The 18,663-nt window shown below is 65.3% G+C and carries 15 protein-coding genes; 7 read left to right on the forward strand and 8 right to left on the reverse strand.

All coding sequences use genetic code 11. The features are described from left to right. Positions 1–77: 77 nt before the first annotated feature. Both BM279_RS18585 and sbcC read right to left on the reverse strand, forming a co-directional pair. Positions 78–542 (reverse strand): ankyrin repeat domain-containing protein, encoded by a 465-nt coding sequence (locus BM279_RS18585; RefSeq protein ID WP_093506163.1) that lies wholly within the window; start codon positions 540–542, stop codon positions 78–80. Beyond that, complete coding sequence (sbcC, locus tag BM279_RS18590) at positions 532–3,945, reverse strand: exonuclease subunit SbcC (RefSeq protein WP_093506165.1); 3,414 nt, start codon at positions 3,943–3,945, stop codon at positions 532–534. The genes BM279_RS18585 and sbcC overlap by 11 nt, the downstream gene beginning before the upstream one ends. 170 nt (positions 3,946–4,115) lie before the next feature. On the opposite strand from sbcC, the gene BM279_RS18595 reads away from it, so the two are divergent. Beyond that, the gene (locus BM279_RS18595) at positions 4,116–5,243 is read left to right on the forward strand and encodes a PQQ-dependent sugar dehydrogenase (RefSeq protein WP_093506167.1); all 1,128 of its coding nucleotides are present in this window, start codon (positions 4,116–4,118) and stop codon (positions 5,241–5,243) included. An 84-nt stretch (positions 5,244–5,327) separates the two neighbouring features. Here the strand turns inward: BM279_RS18595 and BM279_RS18600 are convergent, their stop codons facing one another. Next, complete coding sequence (locus BM279_RS18600; RefSeq protein WP_093506169.1) at positions 5,328–6,629, reverse strand: SLC13 family permease; 1,302 nt, start codon at positions 6,627–6,629, stop codon at positions 5,328–5,330. A gap of 33 nt (positions 6,630–6,662) precedes the next feature. Continuing rightward, the gene (locus BM279_RS18605) at positions 6,663–7,493 is read right to left on the reverse strand and encodes an amidohydrolase family protein (RefSeq protein WP_093506171.1); all 831 of its coding nucleotides are present in this window, start codon (positions 7,491–7,493) and stop codon (positions 6,663–6,665) included. 172 nt (positions 7,494–7,665) lie between these two features. Here BM279_RS18605 and BM279_RS18610 point away from each other — a divergent pair, with 172 nt between their 5' ends. The 3 genes from BM279_RS18610 (at position 7,666) to BM279_RS18620 (ending at position 12,161) form a co-directional block, all read left to right on the forward strand. Further along, positions 7,666–8,394, forward strand: a complete 729-nt coding sequence (locus BM279_RS18610; RefSeq protein WP_093506173.1) for a GntR family transcriptional regulator — start codon at positions 7,666–7,668, stop codon at positions 8,392–8,394. A 240-nt stretch (positions 8,395–8,634) separates the two neighbouring features. Next, positions 8,635–10,269, forward strand: coding sequence for a methyl-accepting chemotaxis protein (locus tag BM279_RS18615; protein ID WP_027905902.1), 1,635 nt, complete (start codon positions 8,635–8,637; stop codon positions 10,267–10,269). A 254-nt stretch (positions 10,270–10,523) separates the two neighbouring features. Further along, positions 10,524–12,161, forward strand: coding sequence for a methyl-accepting chemotaxis protein (locus BM279_RS18620; RefSeq protein WP_093506175.1), 1,638 nt, complete (start codon positions 10,524–10,526; stop codon positions 12,159–12,161). Positions 12,162–12,398: 237 nt separating this feature from the next. Here the strand turns inward: BM279_RS18620 and sbcD are convergent, their stop codons facing one another. Further along, positions 12,399–13,616: an exonuclease subunit SbcD gene (gene sbcD, locus BM279_RS18625; protein WP_093506253.1), complete on the reverse strand. Its 1,218-nt coding sequence runs from the start codon at positions 13,614–13,616 to the stop codon at positions 12,399–12,401. A 235-nt stretch (positions 13,617–13,851) separates the two neighbouring features. Here sbcD and BM279_RS18630 point away from each other — a divergent pair, with 235 nt between their 5' ends. The 3 genes from BM279_RS18630 to BM279_RS18640 are packed head-to-tail and all read left to right on the forward strand — an operon-like array spanning position 13,852 to position 16,735. After that, positions 13,852–14,643 (forward strand): 50S ribosomal protein L11 methyltransferase, encoded by a 792-nt coding sequence (locus BM279_RS18630; protein ID WP_093506177.1) that lies wholly within the window; start codon positions 13,852–13,854, stop codon positions 14,641–14,643. Between the two features lie 3 nt (positions 14,644–14,646). Then, positions 14,647–15,996: an APC family permease gene (locus BM279_RS18635; protein WP_093506179.1), complete on the forward strand. Its 1,350-nt coding sequence runs from the start codon at positions 14,647–14,649 to the stop codon at positions 15,994–15,996. Between the two features lie 52 nt (positions 15,997–16,048). Then, positions 16,049–16,735, forward strand: a complete 687-nt coding sequence (locus BM279_RS18640; protein ID WP_093506181.1) for an HAD family hydrolase — start codon at positions 16,049–16,051, stop codon at positions 16,733–16,735. Between the two features lie 9 nt (positions 16,736–16,744). Here the strand turns inward: BM279_RS18640 and BM279_RS18645 are convergent, their stop codons facing one another. From BM279_RS18645 to BM279_RS18655, 3 genes are all read right to left on the reverse strand, one after another. Further along, positions 16,745–16,963 (reverse strand): DUF6434 domain-containing protein, encoded by a 219-nt coding sequence (locus BM279_RS18645; RefSeq protein ID WP_093506183.1) that lies wholly within the window; start codon positions 16,961–16,963, stop codon positions 16,745–16,747. 29 nt (positions 16,964–16,992) lie between these two features. Further along, positions 16,993–18,177 (reverse strand): chromate efflux transporter, encoded by a 1,185-nt coding sequence (gene chrA / locus BM279_RS18650; RefSeq protein WP_093506185.1) that lies wholly within the window; start codon positions 18,175–18,177, stop codon positions 16,993–16,995. 104 nt (positions 18,178–18,281) lie between these two features. Then, positions 18,282–18,650: a hypothetical protein gene (locus BM279_RS18655; RefSeq protein ID WP_093506255.1), complete on the reverse strand. Its 369-nt coding sequence runs from the start codon at positions 18,648–18,650 to the stop codon at positions 18,282–18,284. Positions 18,651–18,663 lie beyond the last annotated feature (13 nt).

Below are 18,663 nucleotides of genomic sequence, written 5' to 3' on the forward strand. Positions count from 1 at the left end.
GATAGCCCTACCCGCCACATGGTTCCGCGCCGAATGTGCAACCGCCGCGAAACACCATCAGCGGCACAAGCGAAACGCTAACGTGCCGCCTTAAGCAGGTTGCGAATGGCCTTGCGATCGCGCTTGCCGTCGCGCTTGTCGAGCAGGTCGAGAAAGGCGAAGGAATCGAGGCCGTTGAGGGTGGTCTTGGGGCTGACGATCTTGCGCTTGGGGTTGGCGCCGTGTTCGAGCAGCAGTTTCACCAGCACCGGCTCGTCATAGAGGATGGCGCCATTGAGGGCGGACAGGCCCATCTGGTCCGGCTCGTCGACCGGGCAACCAGCCTCCAGCGCCTGTTTCATCTGCTTCAGCGCCATGGCCTTGCGCGCCTCGGACTCGCCGTAAGCGGCGGCCATCAGGGTCAGGGTCGGCGCCTGCATGCCGGCATTGCCGAGCACGCAGCCGCGCTCGTCCATCGGCTGCAGGCCGTGGTCTTTCTGTACGTCTTCGGCGTGGGCTGCGCCAGCGACTAAAAGACAAAGAATCAGAACCCTAAACTGCATAGCGTTTCTCCAGCGTGCTGTAGCCCATACCTACACCTTTATTGACCTTGAGCTGCACGGCAACACGCTCCTTGAGCGCCTCGACGTGGCTGATCACGCCGATCATCTTGCCGCTGGCGTTGAGATTGTCCAGGGCATCGAGGGCCACCTCCAGGGTTTCGCCGTCCAGAGTGCCGAAGCCTTCGTCCAGGAACAGCGAGTCAATGCGCGTCTTGTGGCTGACCAGATCGGAAAGCGCCAGGGCCAGCGCCAGGCTGACCAGAAAGCTCTCGCCACCGGACAAGGTGCGGGTGTCGCGCGCCACATCGCCCTGCCAGGTGTCGATGACTTCCAGCTCCAGCTCGCCGAGGGATTTGCGCGCCAGCTGGTAACGGCCGTGCAGACGCTGCAACTGCCCATTGGCCAGATGTACCAGGTGGCCGAGGGTCAGGCCCTGGGCGAAACGCCGGTACTTGGCGCCATCAGCCGAGCCAATCAGGCTGTTGAGCTGTTGCCAGCTGTCGTACTCGCCCTGCTGCCGGGCGATGGCTTCGAACAGCGCCTGCTGGTTGAGGCGGCGCTGATCGTCGCCCTGCAACAGCCCGCGAATCTCGCCCTGGCGCTGGCCAAGTTGCTTCAAGATCGCCTGCAGACTCTGCAGATGCTCATCCAGATATGTGGCGCTGTGCTCGGTCTGCGGCTCGGCGCGCAACGCGGCCAGTTGCGCCTGGGCAGAGGCCTGCAGGGCACGCGCTTCGGTCTGAGCTTTCTCCAGGCGCTGCTTGAGCGCCAGCAGCTGTTCGCGCTGTTCGTCATCGAGAGCGGCACCTAGAAACGCTGCCTCGTCGGCGAACGGGCTGCCGGCCAGTGCCGTTTGCCACTGCTGCGCCGCAGCCTGCTCGGCCTCAAGCAGCGCCTGATGCTGGCGAGCGATGCCGTCCAAGGTGATGCGCAGTTCCAGGCAACGCCGCTCGGCGCTCTCCCAGTTGGCCTGGGCCGCTTCGAGACGGGCCGCGGCCTGCTCCATCAGCTCGGTGGCAAACGGCTCGCCCTCTGCCTCCCGCCAGCGGGCCTGCCACTGCTGAGCCTGTTTGTCGGTCTCGCCGGCCTGGTGCTGCAACGCCGGCAGTTGCTGGGCCAGCGCCTGGCGCCGCTGCTGGGTTTCCTGCCAGCAGTTAGCCTCGGCCTGGCGGGCAGCCAACCAGGCGGCGCCGTCCTGCGGCAGTTCATGGCCGAAGGCCGCGAGTTGCGTGGCCAGGTCGCTTTCGATTGCGCTCAGGCGCTCACCCTGGGCAACCAGTTGCTCGTCCAGCGCCTGCTGGGCGGCCTGCGCCAGATCGCGCTCATGTTCGATGGCGGCCTGCTGATGTTGGGCCGCCTGGTGTTTCTGGCTGGCCATATTGGCGGCCTGACGGGCTCTTTCTAGCTCGATCTTGAGGCCGTCGAGTGCTTTGAGCGTGGCGTTGATCTCGACGTGCTCGCTGAGCTGGCGGGTTTGTGCGGCCGCGAGTGCCTGCTCGTCTTCAGGCAGCGGATCGAGGGTTTCGCCCAGGCGCTGCCAGGTGGCGGCCAGGGCATCGAGCTGACGCTGCAGATCCTGATCCTGCTCCTGGCTCTGGCCAACCTGGGTTTGCAGGGCAGCGACCTGGCTGCCGAGCTGCTGGCCCTGCTCGGTCAGGGCTTCCAGCGTTTGCCGCGCCTCGTCACGCTCACGCTGGGTAGCCGACACGTCCAGCGCCTGATAGGCGGCGATGGCCGGATGCTCGGTGGCGCCGCACAGCGGACAGGGCTCATGGGCCTGCAACTGCGCGCGGTAGGTTTCCAGGGCGCGGATGCGCTGTTCCTGCTCCAGCAGCTTTTCCTGATCGACCAGGCGCTGCTTGACCTCGCGATAGCGCTCGCGCAAGACCCCACGCTCGGCCTCCTTTTCAGCCAGGCTTTGCTGCTGGCGGGCCAGGTTGGCCGCGGTGCGCTGGCGCTGCTGATTCAACTGACTGCGCCGCTCGGCCAGCTGCGCGAGTTGCTCAAGGACGCTGCCGCGGGCGTGCACCTGCTGCCAATGCTCACGCCACTGCGCCTCGCTGCGACCGGCCAACGCGGCTTGCCAGCGCCCTTCCACCTCACTGACCACCCGCTCAGCCTCGGCTTTCGCCTGGACGGCAGCCTGCATCGATTGGGCAAGGCCATTCAGCTGCCCGGCGAACTGCTGCAACTGGCCGGCACCGGCCTGCTGGCGAGCCTGCAGACTGGCGAGAGATTGGCGGGCCTGATCACGGGCCTGAAAGGCCTGCTGCCAGCCGCTTAGCTGGGCAGCCAGACGTTCATGGTCAGCGTTGGCTTGCAGCTGCGCATCCAGCGCCTGGCATTCAGCCTCAAGGCGTTGCACCGCCTGCTGTTTCTCCAGCCCTAGGGCTGCGCTGGCCCGAGTAGCCTGTTCGAGGCTGCTGTGCCAGTGCGCCTGGGCCTGGGCAAGTTCCTGTTGATGATTGCGTTGCTGCTCTTCATTGGCTGCCAGTGCGCGGTCAGCATCACGCCGGGCCTGGTACAGAGGCTGCAGGCGCTGGGCGGGCTCGCTCAGCTGCAGGCGCGCCAGCTCGGTGGCGGCGTCGCGCTCGGCCTGAGCAGCCGCATCCACCTGAGCGGTAGCAGCCGCGGCCTGCTCCTCGGCACGCGCCAGGTCAGTCAGCCACTGCCGCTGGCGGGTGGCTTCGGCATGGGCCTGCTGGGTTTCGCCCTCCTCGACCGCCAGCTGCGCCGCCTCATCAGCCAGCGCCTGGCGTTGTTCGTCAGCCAGCAGTTCGACGCCTTCGGCGCGAGCACGCAGCTGATCAAGCTGGTTTCTCACCTCGCGGGTCTGCTCGAACACGCGCTGGGAAATCTGCCCGTAAATATCGGTGCCGGTCAGCTCCTCGAGCAACTCGGCGCGCTGATTGGCAGAGGCTTCGAGAAAGGCCGCGAAGCCGCCCTGGGCCAGCAGCATCGATTTGGTGAAGCGGCCGAAATCCAGGCCGGTCAGGCGCTCCACCTCCTTGGGCTTTTCGCTGAGCTTGTCGGTGATGATCTCCCCGTCCAGCTTCGCCAGCTCGGCCTTGGCGCCCTGCAGCGCGCCATCGGCCTTGTCGCGGGCACGGCGCTGACTCCAGAACGCCCGGTAGCCCTGGCCCTTCACCGCGAATTCGACCTCGGCCAGGCACTCGGCGGTGTGCCGGGTCATCAGCTCGTTCTCGCCACCGACCTTGTCCATGCGCGGGGTGCGGTGATACAGCGCCAGGCAGATGGCGTCGAGCAGCGTGGTCTTGCCCGCGCCGGTAGGCCCGGTGATGGCGAACAGACCATTGCTGGCGAAAGGCTCGGCGGTGAAATCGATCTTCCACTCGCCCTTGAGCGAATTGAGGTTCTTCAGGCGCAGGCTGAGGATTTTCATGGAGGCAGGGCTGGGCTCGAAACGGTAGCAGGCCGCTATTGTGGCATTGTTGCGGGCTGGCGGGGCCTTGCCGCGACGCAGATCGTTTGACGTGCGTGGTAACAAAAACGTCCTGTTACATCCTCGGCGGGCGGGTAACGTGTGAGGCCCGCTATCAGGAGAGATTTGCCATGACCCGTCCCGTTCATCTTTTGCTCGGTGGTATCGCACTCGGTCTCGCCAGCCTCGGCGCACAGGCGGCTGACGCCCTGCCCCAGGAGCAATGGCCGTTCACCGCCGAGCCGCGCGCCACGCTGGATGAGCCATGGGCCATGACCTTTCTGCCCGACGGCACGCTGCTGGTGACCGAGAAGCGCGGCGTGCTCAAGCACCTCGACCCGAAGACCGGCAAGAGCCACGACATCGCCGGTGTACCGGAAGTCGCCTACGGCGGCCAGGGCGGTTTTGGCGACGTGATCCTGCACCCCGACTTCGCCAACAACCAGTACGTCTATATCAGCTACGCCGAAGCCGGTGACGGCGACACCCGCGGCGCGGCGGTGGCCCGCGCCAAGCTGCAGCTCAACGATGACGGCAGCGGCGCACTGACCGAGCTGAGCGTGATCTGGCAGCAAACGCCCAAGGTCAGCGGTGCAGGGCACTACGGCCATCGCCTGGCATTCGGCCCGGATGGCAAGCTGTGGATCACCTCCAGCGAGCGGCAAAAATTCAGCCCGGCCCAGGATATGAAATCCAACCTCGGCAAACTGGTACGCCTGAACGACGACGGCAGCCTGCCGGCCGACAATCCCTTCGCCGACCAGGGCGGTGTGGCCGCGCAGGTGTGGTCCCTGGGCCACCGCAACATGCTCGGCCTGGCCTTCGACGCCAATGACAAGCTGTGGGTGCACGAGATGGGCCCGGCCGGCGGCGACGAACTGAACCTGATCGTACGCGGCGAAAACTACGGTTATCCCGAGGTTTCCAACGGCGATCACTACGGTGGCAAGCCGATTCCCGACCACGACACCCGCCCCGAATTCGCAGCGCCGAAAATCACCTGGAACCCGGTCATTTCCCCGGCAGGCTTCGTGATCTATCAGGGCGAGCGTTTTCCCGGCTGGAACGGCGCCGGGCTGATCGGCGGGCTGTCGTCCCAGGCACTGGTGCGCGTCGCCTTCGACGGCGACAACGCCCGCGAGGCCGAGCGCTATGACATGGGCGCGCGCATCCGCGAAGTGGAGCAAGGCCCGGATGGCAGCATCTGGCTGCTGGAGGATGGCGCTGATGGACGGCTGCTGGAGCTCCTCCCGAAATAACCAGTAGTTCGACGATGCACAGGCAACGTCAGGACCATAAAAAACCGCAGCCAGGCTGCGGTTTTTTTATGCCGGGATTTCGGCTCAGTAAACGAACGTCAGCAGCACATTGAATACCAGGGCCGCCACGAAACCGATGGGCGCTGCCTTGAACAGCAGCTGCGGGAACAGGCTGGTGCGGCTCTGCTCCGAAGCGCAGGAGCCGAGGATCAGGCTGCCGCCGGAGGAGAACGGCGAGATCGAGGTGGCCTGGGCGCCGACCACGATGGCGATGAACAGCACCATCGGCTCGATCCCCATGGATTGGGCAATCGGCAACACCATGGGGAACAAGGCCGGCGTCACCACGCCCAGAGTGCTGGAGAACAGCGACATGATGGCCGCCACTACACCGAATACCACGGGCACCAGCACCGGCGGGATGCTGCCGCCGATCCACGAGGCCAGCACATCGATGGTGCCCGCCTTGATGGCCACCGAAATCAGCATGCCCACACCGCAGATCATGATCAGCGTGGCCCAGGGTACCGAGGCCATGGCCTTGCGCTCGTCACCCAGTTTGAGCAGCAGGGCGATGACCGAGAAGATGCTGGCGATCAGGCCGATGTCCATCTTCGAGTTGATGAAGGTGATGGTGCCGTTGGCCGGCAGCAGGATGTGGGCGATGGGCGCGGCCAGCACGATGGCCATCATCGCCAGGGTCAACCACAGGGTGATCTTCTGCTCACGATTGAGCGGCGCTGGTTCGCTGGTGTCGAACACGGCGGTTTTCATGGCTCGCCCTTCGCGGGTCAGGAACACGAAAGCGGAGATCACCAGCAACGGAATGATCAAGGTGCTGACGAAGATACCGAATGCATTGATGAACGCATCGCTGTCACTGAGTCCCACATTGGTCATCAGGCCGCGGAAGATGATGCCGCTCTGGCTGGACATGAAGTTGGCGCCGCTCAGCGCGCCATAGTTCACCGCCATGCCGCCGACGATCAGGCCCATGCCGGTGCGCTGGCAAAGCAGCAGGGTGATCGGCGCCATGAATGCCAGCACCGTGTAGTAACCCGCGCCCATGCCGGCGATCACCGTGGCGGTGAAGAACACCGCGAAGGGCAGCAGCTGAGGCACCCGACGGCAGTGGTAGATCAGGTGTTCGGCGAGTTTCTCCAGGGTGCCGTTTACCGTGGCGAAGCTGTAGAACAGGCAGACCGAGAAGATGATGAAGAAAATCTTCAGCGGCCACATGTTGATGACGTCGGACGGGCTCAGGCCCATGCCGAAGCAGCCGATCAGGTAGGCGAAGGCGATGGCGAAAAGGCCAATGTTGATCTTGGTCTTGTAGCCCAGAGCGACCGCGACAACGATGGCCGCGACGACGATGATGCTCATCATGATGAGGGGTTTCCTGTTGTTGTTCGAATGGGATCAGCGCTTGTTGGAAAAACCGAAAAGGCGGGCCGGGTTGGCGACCAGGACCTGGTGACGCTCGGCCGCATCGGGCAGCAGCGCCTGAATCAATTCGAACTGCTCGGCATAGTCTGTCCGATCTTCGAACTGGGTGTTGGGCCAATCGCTGCCCCACAGAAAACGCTCGATGCCGCCAGCCGCCTCACGGACCTGGGCCAGCACGGCCGCGGACTGCACCGCGTCGGTCTTGCTGCGGTAGGCCGCCGACAGCTTCAGCCACACCCGCGAATTGCCCAGCAGCTGCAGGAACGCCTGGTGGCTGGGCTTGTGCGAATCGATGCCGCCGGTGGGCAAGCCGAAATGGTCGATGACCAGGTTCACACCGGTGGCGACGATGGCCGGCCCGATCTGCGCCAGGTCCTCGATACCGCGCTGGATTTCCACCTGCCAGCCACGGATTGCCAGGCGCTCGAACAGCGCGGCCCAGGCGGGGCCACTGTAGTCCTGCAACTCCTTGCCGATCAGGTTCAGGCGAATGCCCACCACACCCGCTGCCGCGAGCGCGTCCAGCTGTGCATCGGTGACCGCCACGTCGACCACCGCCACGCCGCGCAGGCGCTCCGGCTGCTGGCGTAGCGCCTCGACCATGAAGCTGTTGTCGGTGCCGAGAAAACTGGGCTGGATCAGCACGCCGTGGGACAGGCCATGGGCGTCCAGATGGCCAAGGTACTGCTCGACCAGCGCGTCATAGGCGGGGCTGTAGCGGCGGTTGGCGACCATCGGCAGATCCTGGCGGAAGATGTGCGCGTGGGTGTCGATGCCGGTGATGGCAGGGCTGGAGAGGCTCATTGAAGCGGTACCTGATCGATTGTTATGGAGGCCGGCATAGGCGCCAGCTCTGTTGTCACGACATGAAGTCATATATATGAATAGTTGACCATATATTTGCTTCAGCCATTTTGTCAATCGACCAGCCGGTGTAGAGTGTCGGCCGCCTGCTGCAACCGGACGCCCTGACGCAATGACACTCGGATACGACGAACGCCTGCCCCTCTACCAACGACTGCGTGAGGAAATGCTCGCCAAGATCGCCGCCGGCGAGTGGTCGCCCGGCGCGCCGATTCCTACCGAAGCGGAGCTGACCAGGCTCTACGGCGTGGCCATCGGCACGGTGCGCAAGGCAGTGGATACCCTGGTCAACGAGGGGCTGCTGCTGCGCAGTCAGGGCCGCGGTACCTTCGTGCGCCGGCCGAACTTCGATGCGTCGCTGGCGCGTTTCTTCCGCCAGGTGAATGCCAGCGGCGGGCAGGAAATTCCCAGTAGTCGAATCCTCGCCAAGACCCTGCAAAAGCCAGCCAAGGAGATTGCCAGGGCACTGGAGTTGAAAAGCGGCGAGCAGGTGGTGCGCATGGAGCGCCTGCGCATGGTCGAGGATCGCCCCCTGTTCCACGAGGAAATCTGGCTCCCCGCCTCGCGCTTCGGCGCCCTGATGGATATCGACTCAGCCACCTTTGGCGACCTGCTCTATCCCTTCTACGAAAAGCAGTGCGGCCAGTGCATCGCCTCGGCCCGGGAAACCCTCACGGTCGGCTGCGCCGATGCCGACATGGCCAGCACCCTGGCCATCGGCGAAGGCGAGCCCATCGTGGTGATCGAGCGCACGGCCCTGGGCTACGACCGCCGCCCGCTGGAATACCGTCTGTCGCGCGCTGCGGCGGCCAACTTCCGCTACCAGATCGACATCTGCTGACAGCCCTTCCCGCCCTGCGCTTCCTATGCAGGGCGAGCGGCTTTCCAAGCCAACCCCGAGCAGACGCCCGGCGATCTGAAAGCCCCGTGCTAGGGCGCTCTGAGCGGCGTTGGGGGTAAAAAGCGCAAAGCTAAATTTTTTCGTTTACGCCGTGCTGACTAAGTGCTACCACGTGCTTACCGATCGCTGTCACCTCGACGTGGCAGTCACTAATAAGAACAACAATTCAGGAATGCCCCCATGAACAGCCTGCGTCGCTTACCGATCAACCGTCGCCTGTGGCTCATCATCGCCCTACCAGTGCTGATGCTGGTGCTGCTCGGCGCCTACATGCTCAAGCAGATCAACGATGGCCTGTATGCCGGCAAGGCCGAGAAGACCCAGCACGTGGTGCAGACCGCGGTCGGCGTCCTCAAGTACTTCCAGGGCCTGGAAGCAGGCGGCACGCTGAGCCGCGAGCAGGCCCAGAAGCAGGCGATTGAGGTGATCCGCGGCCTGCGCTACGGCGGCCAGGAGTACTTCTGGATCAACGACCAGACGCCGACCATGATCATGCACCCCACCAACGCCAAGCTCGAGGGGCAGAACCTGTCGGCCATCAAGGACCCGGACGGCAAGGCACTGTTCAACGACATGGTGGCCATCACCCGAAGCCAGGGTGCTGGGTCAATCGACTACCGTTGGCCGAAGCCGGGCGCCAGCGAGCCGGTGCCGAAGATTTCCTACGTCGAACTGTTCCAGCCCTGGGGCTGGATCATCGGCTCGGGCGTGTACGTCGACGATGTGCAGGCCGAATTCAAATCCCAGGCTCTGAAAGCACTGGCCATCGGCGTGCCGGCCACCTTGCTGCTGATCGCCCTGGTGGTGATGATTTCGCGCAGCATCGCCACGCCGCTGCAGCAGGCGGTCACCGCCATGGCCAACATCGCCAGTGGCGAAGGCGACCTGACCCACAAGCTCGATGACCAGGGCCGTGACGAGCTGGCGGCGCTGGCCGGGCACTTCAATGCCTTCACCGGCAAGATGCGCCAGGTGATCCGCCAACTGCTCGACTCCGCCTCCTCCCTCGACCAGGCCGCCCATTCGCTCGGCGACATTTCCACTGCTGCTCAACAACACAGCCAGCAGCAGGCCCAGCAGATGGAGCTGGTCGCCACCGCGGTCAACGAAGTCACCTATGGCGTGCAGGACGTGGCCAAGAACGCCGAGCATGCCTCCAGCGAGGTGCACACTGCCGAAGAGCAGGCGCGCCAGGGCCAGCACAACATCGAGGCCAGCCTGAAGCAGATCGACCAGCTATCGGGCACCATCGACAAGGCCGTGGCGGTGATCGAGTCGCTGGCCAGCGAAAGCACGCAGATCGGCGGCGTACTGGAAGTGATCCGCTCGATTGCCGAGCAGACCAACCTGCTGGCACTCAACGCCGCCATCGAGGCCGCCCGCGCCGGCGAGCAGGGCCGCGGTTTTGCGGTGGTCGCCGACGAGGTAAGGCTGCTGGCCCAGCGCACGCAGAAATCCACGGCGGAAATTCAGGGCATGATCGAGCGCCTGCAGGGCAACTCCCAGGCAGCGGTGAAGGCCATCAGCGACAGCAGCCAGGCCTCGCGCCTGACCGTCGAACAGGCCAGCCAGGCCGGCGAAAGCCTGGCGCAGATCGCCCAGTCGCTGCGCAACCTGACCGGCCTCAACGCCTCGATCGCCAGCGCCACCCTGCAGCAGTCTCACGTGGTCGACGACATCAACCAGAACGTTACCCAGACCGCCGCCCTGGCCCACAGCACCGCCGAGTCGGCCGATCAGTCGAGCGCTGCCAGCCAGCACCTCAATCAGCTGGCCGAGCAACTCGGTCGCCTGCTGGGGCAGTTCCGCGTGTGACTGCGAGCCTCGTTGGCTGGCTCGCTCAGTGAGCCGGCCGACGAGGCAGCAACCCGAGCCCTTGACGCCTGCCTGCTGCAAAACTCACTGACCACTGGCCATAGAGCCAGGCTATAGCATCAATCCGCCACTACAAAACGCTTGATTTCCGCCGCCAAACCAATAGCCTCAGCACTCCTCTGGCCACCCTTCATGGCGCGCGCGTCGATACGCGCGATCAGCTCGGCCGCCCTCCCTTCATAGGTACGTCGAAGATGTCGCAACCCTTAACGATCGCCCAGCGCCTGGCCATGGGCTTCGGGCTGGTGCTGTCGCTGATGATTCTGGTCGCCCTGGTCGGTATTCAGCGCGTGCAGGTAATCGACAGCAGCCTCAGCGAAGTCAACGACGGCGCCAGCCTCAAGCAGCGCTACGCGATCAACTTCCGCGGCAGCGTGCACGACCGCGCCATCGCCATCCGTGATCTGGTGCTGGCCCGCGATCCGGCGGCGATGAACACCCAGTTGCAGAACATCGAGCGCCTCAACGCCTTCTATCAGGAGTCGGCCGCGCCGCTGGACAGGCTGGTTGCCGGCAACCATTCCAGCGCCGAAGAACAGCGCCAGCTCAGCCAGATCAAGGCCATCGAGAGCAGCGCCCGCGACCTGACCCAGCGCTTGATCAGCCAGCGCCAGAGCGGCGACATCGAGGGCGCCCAGGCACTGCTCGCCCGCGAGGTGGCTGCCGCGTACACGGAATGGCTCAAGCGCATCAACGCCTTTATCGATCTGCAGGAAAAGGACATCACCGCGAGTCTGGATGGGGTGCGGGCAACCGCGGGCGGCTTCGGCCTGCTGATCGTCACGGTCACCAGCGTGGCGATCCTGCTCAGCGTGATCGTCTCGCTGCTGATCATCCGCCGCCTGCGCTCGACCCTCGGCGCCGAGCCGCATCAGGTGGCCGATGTCATCCAGCGCCTGGCTGGCGGCGCCCTCGATCAGCGCATCGAAACCCGCTACCCGAACAGCGTGATGGGCGCGGTGAAGGACATGAGCGCGCGCCTGAACGACACCATCAGCCAGGTGCGCCACGCGGCCCACGAGCTGAACCTGTCTGCCGACCAGCTGCGCGCCACCTCGGCCAGCAACAATCGCCAGTTGCAGGCGCAATCCGAAGAGGCCGAGCAGATGGCCGCCGCCATCAACCAGATGGCGGCAACGGTCAACGAAGTGGCCGGTTACGCCGGCACCGCCGCCTCGGCGACCCGCAACGCCGACGGTGAAGTGGAAACCGGCAGCCGCCTGGTGACCCAGGGCGGCGAGGCGATTCATGAACTGGCCAAGGTACTCGACTCGGCTGCCGAGCAGGTCGAGCAACTGGCTCGCGACAGCAGCAATATCGAAACCATCATCGCGGTGATCACCTCCATCGCCGACCAGACCAACCTGCTCGCTCTCAACGCCGCCATCGAAGCGGCCCGTGCCGGCGAACATGGCCGAGGCTTTGCCGTGGTGGCCGATGAAGTGCGCTCGCTGGCCAGCCGCACGCAGACCTCGACCCGGGAAATCAGCGGCATGATCGAACAGCTGCAGGCCGGCGCCAGCGGCGCTGCACAGATCATGCAGACCAGCAGCCAGATGGCCCGCAAGACGGTCGAGCAGACCGCCGAAACCGAACAGGCGCTGGGCCGCATTCGCCAGGAAGTCGGCGCAATAAAGGACATGAACGCGCAGATCGCCAGCGCCGCCCAACAGCAGAGCCTGGTGGCCGAAGACGTCAATCAGAACATCAGCCGCATTCACGCCAGCACTGTGGAAACCACCGCCGGCTCCACTCAGGTTTCCGCGGCCAGTGAAGAGTTATCGGCCCTGGCCCGCCGGCTGCTCGAGCGGGTGAGTTTCTTCAAGGCGTGAGAATCTGTTCATGACCTTTATAAGCATGAGGCGGCAGCTACAAGGCAGAAGCAGCCTTTCGCGTAACCCGTAGGAGGGGCCGGGCGGCGATCCGCTTCAGCCCCGAGCTTTTTATCAAGGCAAACAAAGAGCTCGGGGCTGAAGCCCATCCTACAAGTACTCCGTTCACCAGCTGCTACCGCCAATTAGCTGCCAAAATCGACGAACCTGGGCTGCAAGATCATGAACAGGTCTGAATCAGGCCGGCTCGTCGCGCAACTCAGCCAGCACCTGGCTGTAGAGCCCACGCAGGCGCTGCGCCTGCTCGGGCTCCAGGGTTTCGCTGGCCAGGCGCTGGTCGAACACCTGCTCCGGCGTCAGTTCGTCGAGCATGCCCTGCTCGCCCTGCAGGCTGGCGACCGCCGTGCCCCGTGCGCGGCGGATGCGCAGCACCTCCACGGGCAGGCCTTCGCACAGCGCGGCGATGCGTACTTGCAGGTCGCTCAGGTAATCGTCAATTTCGACCTGCACTTCCAGCCACACCGGGCGCTCGCCGCTACCCTCGCGCGCCGCCTCGGCCAGCGCCGCCGCCAGCGTTTTCAGCGAACCGCGCACCGACTGCAGGGCCTGGAAGCGCGGCACCGGCAAGGCGCGCACCTCGCGCAAGCCACTGGCATCCAGGTCGACCAATAGCACTTCCTTCTGCTGGCGGGCTTCGTCGAAGCTCAGCGGGATCGGCGAGCCGCTGTAGCGGATGTGCTCCAGGCCGCCGACCTTCTGCGGCCGGTGGATATGGCCCAGGGCGACGTAATCGACGGTTGGGAAGGACGAGGTGGGGAAAACCTCCAGCGCGCCGACGTATATCTCGCGCACCGACTCGCTGGCACTGGCGCCCACGGTGGTCAGGTGCCCGGTGGCGATGATCGGCAGCGCCGCACCGAGTTCGCTGCGGCGCGCCAGGGCCAGCTCGTACAGCGCCTGATAATGGGCGTGAATGGCTTGCTGCAGCGACAGTTGCTTGTCCGCCGCGCTCTGCCCCGCTTCGCTGCGCAGCACATCGCGCGGGCGGATGAACGGGATGGCGCAGAGCAGCGCCGCCGGCGCGCCATCGGTGCCCTCGAGCATCAGCAGTTGTTCGTGCAGGTGGGCGCCAACGCCGGGAATCACCCGGGTGCCGAGTTGCGCCAGCAAGGTGCGGCTCTCGCCGAGCATGGCCACCGAATCATGGTTGCCGCCGAGCACCACCAGTTGGCAGCCGGTTTCCCGCAAGGCCACCACAAAGTGGTTGTACTGCTCGCGGGCGTAGCTGGGCGGCGAGCCGGTGTCGAAGATATCACCGGCGATCAGCACCGCCTGCACCCCGTGCTCACGCACCTGCTCGATCAGCCAGGCGCAGAATGCCTGGTGTTCGGCCTGGCGCGTCTTGCCCATGAAGTGCTGGCCCAAGTGCCAGTCGGAGGTGTGCAGAAGGCGCATGCGCGGCGAAATCCAATGGCTGAAAAATGCGGCCACCATGCCTTTTCGGCGCGATCAAGGCAATGACTTCACATGAGGTAACACACCCGGCAGGCGCCTGGGTACGGGGCCTACGGGCCAATTGCCGGGCAAATCGCCGCAACGCCCGGTTGCACGGGTCGAACCCTGGCGCAAAGGCCCCAGTCGGAAAATCGTTCCCCCTTCCCTTGCCGACTTCGCTGAGAGGTATCCGCCGATGACCACCGCAGCCGTTCGCCCCCTAACCCTGTGCGCTTCTGTGCTGGCCCTGTTCGGCCTGCTGCAATCCGCCGCCCAGGCCCAGACCATCGCCCTCGACGTGCCCTATGTGCCGACACCGGAACCGGTGGTGGCGCGCATGCTGGAAATGGCCGATGTCGGCCCCGACGACTACGTGGTGGACCTGGGCTCCGGCGACGGCCGCATCGCCATCTCGGCGGTCAAGGACCGTGGCGCCAAGGCCGCCTACGGAATCGATCTGAACCCGCAGCGCATCGAGGAAGCGGTGGCCAACGCCGAGCAGGCCGGTGTCGCCGACAAGGTGGTGTTCGAGCAGGGCGACCTGTTCAAGAAGGACATCGCCGACGCCGACGTGCTGACCATGTACCTGCTGAACACCGTGAACATGCGCCTGCGCCCGGTCATTCTCGACACCCTCGAGCCCGGCACCCGCGTGGTGTCCCACGCCTTCAGCATGGAGGACTGGGAGCCGGATCGCAGCGACCTGGTCGAAGGCGCGCGCATCTATCTGTGGGTGGTGCCAGCCAAGATCCAGGGCAACTGGACGGTCGAACTCGAGGGCGAACGCTTCACCGTCGATCTTGAGCAGCGCTTTCAAGAAATCACCGGCATCACCCAGCATCAGGAACGCCTGCGTGGGCGCCTGAACGGCACCGAAGTGCGTTTCGAGGTCGACGGCCAGCTGTACGTCGGCCAGGTCGAGGGCGACCGTATCGAACCGATTGCCGCCGAAGGCGCGGTGACCGGCTGGCGAGCACAACGGAGCTAAGCCATGAGCGCTCGCGCAATGACACGCGAACCCGGCCTGTCGGTGATCGACGGCGTCGCCATGCTGGTCGGCGTGGTGATCGGCGTCGGCATCTTCGGCTTTCCGCCACTGGTCGCCCAGCACGCCGACAACACCGTCGTGTACATCGGCCTGTGGCTGGCCGGCGGCCTGGTGATGCTGGTCGGCGCGCTGTGCTACGCCGAGCTGGGCGCCGGCTACCCGGACCGTGGCGGCGAATACCATTACCTCAACCTGGCCTGGGGTCGGCAGGTCAGCCTGCTGTTCGCCTGGGCCCGCGGCACGGTGATCCAGACCGGGGCGATCGCCGTGGTCGCCTTCATCTACGGCGATTACGCCCAACGCCTGCTGCCGCTCGGTAAATACGGCAGCGCCTGGCACGCCACCATCGTGGTGCTGGCGCTGACCGCCCTCAACGTGCTCGGCACCTATGAGTCCAAACGCCTGCAGGTGCTGTTTACCGGCATCACTTTGCTGGCGCTGATCACGGTGATCGTTGCCGGCCTGCTGCTGGCCGAACCGGTGGCCGACGTGGCGCCAGCCGCCGCCGATGCCGGCGGTAACATGGCCGGTATGCTCGGCATGGGCATGGTGTTCGTGCTGCTCACTTACGGCGGCTGGAACGAAGCCGCGTACCTGTCCGGCGAATTGCGCAACCCAGGTCGCAACATGAGCCGCGTGCTGCTGATCGGCACCCTGGTGGTGACTGGCGTCTACCTGCTGGCCAACCTGGTGTTCCTCAACATCTTCAGCCTCGACGGCCTACGCCAGTCCAGCGCCATCGGCGCCGACCTGATGACCATCGTCGCCGGGCCCTGGGGCGGCGTGCTGCTCAGCGTGCTGATCTGCATCACCGCGATCAGCACGCTGAATGCCACCATCCTCACCGGCTCGCGGGTCTATTACGCCCTGGGCCGTGACGTGCCGCAGCTGTCGATGCTCGGTGCCTGGAACGATCGCGCCGCCACACCGGTGCGCGCGCTGCTGGTGCAATGCCTGATTACCCTGCCGTTGCTATTGTTCGGCGCCCTGAGCGAGAACGGCGTACAGAGCATGGTCGCCTACACCGCACCAGTGTTCTGGCTGTTCATGTGCCTGACCGCCCTGTCGCTATTACGCCTGCGTCGCCGGAACCCGGATCGCGCCCGACCATTCAGCGTGCCGCTGTACCCACTGCTGCCCCTGCTGTTCGCCGCCAGCTGCCTGGGGCTGTTCTGGTCGAGCACCCTGTATGCCGGGGTTGGCGCTCTGCTCGGCCTGGCGATCCTGGCCGCCGGCTTGCCACTTCTGTTGCTGCAACGGCCGGCCGAGACAGTGGCGAGCGGTTCGAACTGAACGGGTTTCTGTGTTACACAGGCCCTCCCCGCCTTACAGGAGACTGCCTGCCATGCCGCCGAAACCGCCCATCGAACTGCTGATCTGCGACTGCGACGGCGTATTGATCGACAGCGAGATCATCGCCGAGCACCACCTGCACTCGGCACTGGCCGAGCATTATCCGGCCCATGAGCTGGAGGTGGTGCTGGCCGGCACCTTCGGCCTGCAGACCGCTGACATCATCGCCCGCGCCGAGGCGCATTTCGGCAAGCCGCTACCCGAAGGTTTCCTGGAAAAGAACCGCGCCATCACCAAGGCGCTGGTCCGCGAACAGGGGCAGCCGATTGCCGGCGTGCGCGAGGCGCTGATGCAGATCGACCTGCCGCTGGCCGTTGCCTCCAACAGCAATGCCGATGCTCTAGCCTTCGCCCTGCAGCGCTGCGAGCTGACCGAGCGCGTCACTGTTGGCGCCTTCAGTGCCGATCAGGTCGAGCGACCGAAGCCGGCGCCGGATCTTTACTTGCTGGCCGCCGAACGCGCTGGCGTCGACCCGAGCCGCTGCCTGGTGGTCGAGGACAGCGCCACCGGCGCTACCGCGGCGCTGACCGCCGGCATGCAGGTAATCGGTTTTCTCGGCGCCAGCCACATTCCACCCGAGCATGGCGAAACCCTGCGCCAACTGGGCGTGCACCACCTGATCGGGCGTATGAGCGAGCTGCCGGCGCTGGTAGAGCGCCTGCGCCACGGCAGCGATTAAAGAACGGTCTCAGGCCTGGGCAGCGGGATTACGTCGCTGCCACTCGTCCACCACATCGCCCATGGTTTGCGGCGTGCCGCTGCGTATCCAGGCCATGAACGGCCGATCGAAGCGAAACGCAGCGCCGCATTGCTGCGTCATGAAGCGCCGCACGTTCTGGGTGTTGCGGTAATCGCGGCTTACCTGTGTGTCGCGGGTGATGGTGCCGCCGTGCCAGTCGAATGCCATGCTGCTTTCCCTGCCGATGGAGTGGGCCGTCACAGTACAAGCCAGCCGATGAGTGCGCCAGTTACGACAACTAGCCAGGGCGGCAGCTTGCCGGCCATCAGCGCCACCAGTGCGAGCAGCACCAGGGCGAAGTCCAGCAGACTGCCGACGGCGCTGGTGCCTACCGGCTGATAGAGCGTGGCCAGCAGCAGGCCGACCACCCCGGCATTCACCCCCGCCAGTGCCGCCTGCAAGTGTGCCCGGGTGCGCAGTCGTGCCCAGAAGGGCAGCACGCCGACCAGCAGCAGAAATGACGGCGCGAAGATCGCCACCAGGCACAGCAGCCCGCCCAGCACACCGGCGATGGCCGTGCCTAGAAAGGCAGCGAAGGTGAACAGCGGCCCCGGCACCGCCTGGGTAGCGCCGTAACCGGCGAGGAACAGGTCGTTGCCCAGCCAGCCGTTAGGCACCAGCTCGGCTTGCAACAACGGCAGCATCACGTGGCCGCCGCCAAACACCAGGGCGCCGGTTCTGTAGAACACCTCGAACAGGCTGAGTAGCGGGCTGTCGGCAACATGTGCGAGCAGCGGCAAGCCAACCAGCAGCAACGCGAAGAGCGCCAGCCACAGCGCGCCGGCGCGGCGGCTGATGGCAACCGGCAGCGCATCGGCCAGGGTTTGCGCTTTCGTGTCGAGCACCGCAACGCCCACGAGCCCGGCACCGATAATCACTGCCAGCTGCCCGACAGCGCCCGGCACCAGTAGCGCGACGGCAGCGGCCCCCAGCATCAAGACGCGCCGTCGCGTATCCGGGCACAACGAGCGCGCCATGCCCCACACCGCCTGGGCGACGATGGCGGCGGCAACGATCTTCAGGCCATGCAGGGCGCCGGACGCCAGGATATCGCCCTGCCCCGCCAGGCCCAGGGCAAAGGCCATCAGCAGCAATGCCGACGGTAGCGTGAAGCCAAGCCACGCTGCCAGCGCGCCGCGGTAACCCGCTTGCGACAGGCCGATAGCCATGCCGAACTTGCTGCTGGCAGCCCCCGGCATGAACTGGGCGATGGCGATGAGCTCGGCATAGGCGGCCTCACTCAACCAGCGCCGACGGCTGACGAATTCCTGGCGAAAGTAGCCGAGATGGGCGACTGGCCCACCGAACGAGGTGAGCCCCAAACGCAGGAAGATCAGAAAGATCGACCAGGGCCGACGGTCATCAGGAGGGGTAGCGGGCATGCAGGCTTCTCGACAGGACAGCTGAAAGCAGCGCCGGCATGCAGCCAGCGAGCGCACCAATGTGCCCTGTCGCCATGACTTTTTAAAGACGCTTCGGTATGCAGCTAGCTACCCTTCAGGGATCGGCTCATGGCCTTGGCCATGTCCTGGTCGACCTGATGCTTCCAGTCACGATCCCGATCACTGTCCGGCAGCAAGCGCCGTTCAATGGCGGCCGTGGCGCTGGCCTGGCACTGGCGAAAGCCATCGTCCCAGCCGGTGGCGTACTGCTTGTCGGCCAGGTACACCGGCACGTTCTTGCGAAATGCACCGAGCGCCTTGGCCGCGCTGTCGCCGCTGGTGCAACCATCGGCGTAGCCGGAGGCGAAGGCTGGCGGATATCCCTGGGCCAGCAGGTAGTCGCGGGTACTCTGGCACCCCCCCAGCAGCGGCACCAGCAGCACTGCCATAAGAACCGAAACTCTGCTGACCATGGTGATCACCTCG

The organism is Phytopseudomonas straminea, assembly GCF_900112645.1.
Taxonomy (GTDB): Bacteria; Pseudomonadota; Gammaproteobacteria; order Pseudomonadales; family Pseudomonadaceae; genus Aquipseudomonas; species Aquipseudomonas straminea.

Excerpts from the sequence above, each read along its gene's own strand:
- BM279_RS18610 (WP_093506173.1), top strand. The coding sequence starts at position 7,666 with ATGACACTCGGATACGACGAACGCCTGCCCCTCTACCAACGACTGCGT.
- sbcC (WP_093506165.1), bottom strand. The coding sequence starts at position 3,945 with ATGAAAATCCTCAGCCTGCGCCTGAAGAACCTCAATTCGCTCAAGGGC.
- BM279_RS18595 (WP_093506167.1), top strand. The coding sequence starts at position 4,116 with ATGACCCGTCCCGTTCATCTTTTGCTCGGTGGTATCGCACTCGGTCTC.
- BM279_RS18630 (WP_093506177.1), top strand. The coding sequence starts at position 13,852 with ATGACCACCGCAGCCGTTCGCCCCCTAACCCTGTGCGCTTCTGTGCTG.
- BM279_RS18615 (WP_027905902.1), top strand. The coding sequence starts at position 8,635 with ATGAACAGCCTGCGTCGCTTACCGATCAACCGTCGCCTGTGGCTCATC.
- BM279_RS18635 (WP_093506179.1), top strand. The coding sequence starts at position 14,647 with ATGAGCGCTCGCGCAATGACACGCGAACCCGGCCTGTCGGTGATCGAC.
- BM279_RS18600 (WP_093506169.1), bottom strand. The coding sequence starts at position 6,629 with ATGATGAGCATCATCGTCGTCGCGGCCATCGTTGTCGCGGTCGCTCTG.
- chrA (WP_093506185.1), bottom strand. The coding sequence starts at position 18,177 with ATGCCCGCTACCCCTCCTGATGACCGTCGGCCCTGGTCGATCTTTCTG.
- BM279_RS18640 (WP_093506181.1), top strand. The coding sequence starts at position 16,049 with ATGCCGCCGAAACCGCCCATCGAACTGCTGATCTGCGACTGCGACGGC.
- BM279_RS18645 (WP_093506183.1), bottom strand. The coding sequence starts at position 16,963 with ATGGCATTCGACTGGCACGGCGGCACCATCACCCGCGACACACAGGTA.
- BM279_RS18655 (WP_093506255.1), bottom strand. The coding sequence starts at position 18,650 with ATGGTCAGCAGAGTTTCGGTTCTTATGGCAGTGCTGCTGGTGCCGCTG.
- BM279_RS18585 (WP_093506163.1), bottom strand. The coding sequence starts at position 542 with ATGCAGTTTAGGGTTCTGATTCTTTGTCTTTTAGTCGCTGGCGCAGCC.
- BM279_RS18605 (WP_093506171.1), bottom strand. The coding sequence starts at position 7,493 with ATGAGCCTCTCCAGCCCTGCCATCACCGGCATCGACACCCACGCGCAC.
- BM279_RS18620 (WP_093506175.1), top strand. The coding sequence starts at position 10,524 with ATGTCGCAACCCTTAACGATCGCCCAGCGCCTGGCCATGGGCTTCGGG.
- sbcD (WP_093506253.1), bottom strand. The coding sequence starts at position 13,616 with ATGCGCCTTCTGCACACCTCCGACTGGCACTTGGGCCAGCACTTCATG.